We start from the raw sequence: 1964 nt of genomic DNA, 5'->3' as shown, positions 1-1964 counted from the left end.
GCTGTTGGTGATGCGGGCGTAAATTTGCGTAGTTTCTATGTTTGTGTGTCCCAGCATCTTGGACACCGTTTCAATGGGTACGCCCTTTGACAGCGTGGTGGTCGTGGCGAACGTGTGCCGGGCAAGGTGGAATGTCAGGTTCTTTTTAATACCGCATATATCGGCAATCTCTTTCAAGTAGGCGTTTAGCTTCTGATTGCTGATTACGGGAAGTATCTTCCCGTCCGGCAACTTGCCCTTGTACTTCTTCAAAATCATCTTGGGAATATCCAGCAGGGGGACATTCACGTCCGTGTTGGTCTTTACCCGCTTGGTGATTATCCAAAGGTTGCCGTCAAAGGACTTTTGGATATTCTCCTGCCGCAAGTTGGCGACATCGCTGTATGCCAAACCGCAGAAACAGGAAAAGACGAACAAGTCCCTGACGTGTTCCAGCCGTTCGGAAACCATTTTCTTTTTAAGGATGATTTTTATCTCGTCCTCTGTCAGATAACCCCTGTCCACTTTCTCCAGCCGGATTTTGTAGCTGGCGAACGGGTCGCCCACCAGTATGCCATTGTTACGGGCAATGATGATGATACGCTTGAAGAACTGCATGAACTTGGCGGTGGTGTTATAGCCGCACTTGCAGGCGGTACGCAAATACAACTCAAAATCGGTAATGAACATCGGGCTTATCTCCTTTATGGATATGTCCGATACGTTGTACTTGCTTTGGATAAATTCAGCGAGGTGGCGGCGGGTCACTTCATACTTGCGGTAGGTCGCTATCGTCTTGGATATGCCCACAAGCTGCTTCACATCGTCATTGTGCTTTTGGAACAATGAAAGGATTGTTTCGTGGCTCTCGCTATGACCTAAAAACTCGTTTTTCACTTTCTCGGCGGTCACGTAGTTGTCACGCCGCTGCATTTCGTGGTAAATGGTATTCAGGGAAGAACGTATGTCGTCCAAAAGGGCGTTTATCCTCCCGGCATCCCTGCCTTTGGCTTTGCCCGCAGCAATGCTCCAGTTGTCGGGCTGGATGCTCTGTTTCGTACTGAACTGGCAAAGTTTGCCGTCTATGGTGATGCGTGCCATAATCATAACCTCGCCGTTTTTCTTTTCAGAACCTTTCTTCAAATAAAAAAGAACCTTGAATGTCGATTTCATAACTCAAAATTTTTAGTTGCAAAATTAGTTTTTACCTCTCGTTTTCGAGTTATGCAGACTATGGACTAATATAGTCATTATCAGGTCATTTATGGACAAATCGTTACCGTTTTTGTCCGGCGGGGAATAGGTAACGATTTAGTAACGAAACTTTGTCTTTTACCGTACTTTTGAAGTCTTGGAAGCAGGACTTTCGGGCAATAAAAAAAGCCACAAATCATTGATTTGTAGCTTTTTGTCCGTTTGCTGACCATTTCTGTCCAGCACGTTCAGCGGAGAGGGCGGGATTCGAACCCGCGATACCCTTTTGAGGTATACGCACTTTCCAGGCGCGCCTCTTCAACCACTCGAGCACCTCTCCATCATGACTTGTCGGTAATGGCCTGCTCGTCGCTGTGAAATCCCGGCCTTCCCGATGCCTCGTTTTCGGACGAGGCGGTGCAAAAGTAATGAATAAAATCATGCAGGCAAAGCCCGACGTTAAAAAAATCGTCATTTCTGCAGTAGACGGAGGGATATGTCGTATGCTGTCGTACCTGCCTGACGACAAACCGGAAGGTGCGTTTTTATTTATGTCCATACTGCACACAACACCGGTCGGATACCTATCTTTGCCGAAATGGGAAGAAGCGGACATGCAGACCTCCCGCTGCATTACGGGAGCGTACCGCAGTGGCTTGCCCGGCGGATGAGCCTGCTGGGCGGTGCGATTGTCGAGGCGGTAGTGATGGAGTACGGCCGGGGGGAGCTGTTGCGTAGGCTCAGCGACCCCTTCTGGTTCCAGTCGCTGGGTTGTGTGCTGGGAATGGATT

3 protein-coding genes and 1 tRNA gene are annotated in these 1964 nt (G+C 48.7%); 2 read left to right on the top strand and 2 right to left on the bottom strand.

The genetic code is table 11. From position 1 onward, the window contains the following. Together WS34_RS14400 and WS34_RS14395 are read right to left on the bottom strand one after the other, a co-directional pair. Positions 1-1152 (bottom strand): site-specific integrase (locus tag WS34_RS14400; RefSeq protein WP_046405708.1); only part of this gene is annotated, 1152 nt, incomplete at its 3' end. Positions 1153-1425: 273 nt separating this feature from the next. Further along, positions 1426-1513: transfer RNA gene (locus WS34_RS14395), tRNA-Ser, on the bottom strand. 100 nt (positions 1514-1613) lie between these two features. Here WS34_RS14395 and WS34_RS14390 point away from each other — a divergent pair. Together WS34_RS14390 and WS34_RS15880 are read left to right on the top strand one after the other, a co-directional pair. Beyond that, positions 1614-1844: a hypothetical protein gene (locus WS34_RS14390; RefSeq protein WP_286693825.1), complete on the top strand. Its 231-nt coding sequence runs from the start codon at positions 1614-1616 to the stop codon at positions 1842-1844. Beyond that, positions 1772-1964, top strand: a 193-nt coding sequence (locus WS34_RS15880; protein WP_353743271.1) for a DUF763 domain-containing protein, incomplete at its 3' end; no start/stop codon positions are given. The genes WS34_RS14390 and WS34_RS15880, both read left to right, overlap by 73 nt.

Source organism: Odoribacter sp. N15.MGS-14 (assembly GCF_000980245.1).
Taxonomy (GTDB): domain Bacteria; phylum Bacteroidota; class Bacteroidia; order Bacteroidales; family Marinifilaceae; genus Odoribacter; species Odoribacter splanchnicus.
Note: the sequence above shows the minus strand (reverse complement) of the source record. Positions and strands in the feature narration are given on the sequence as shown.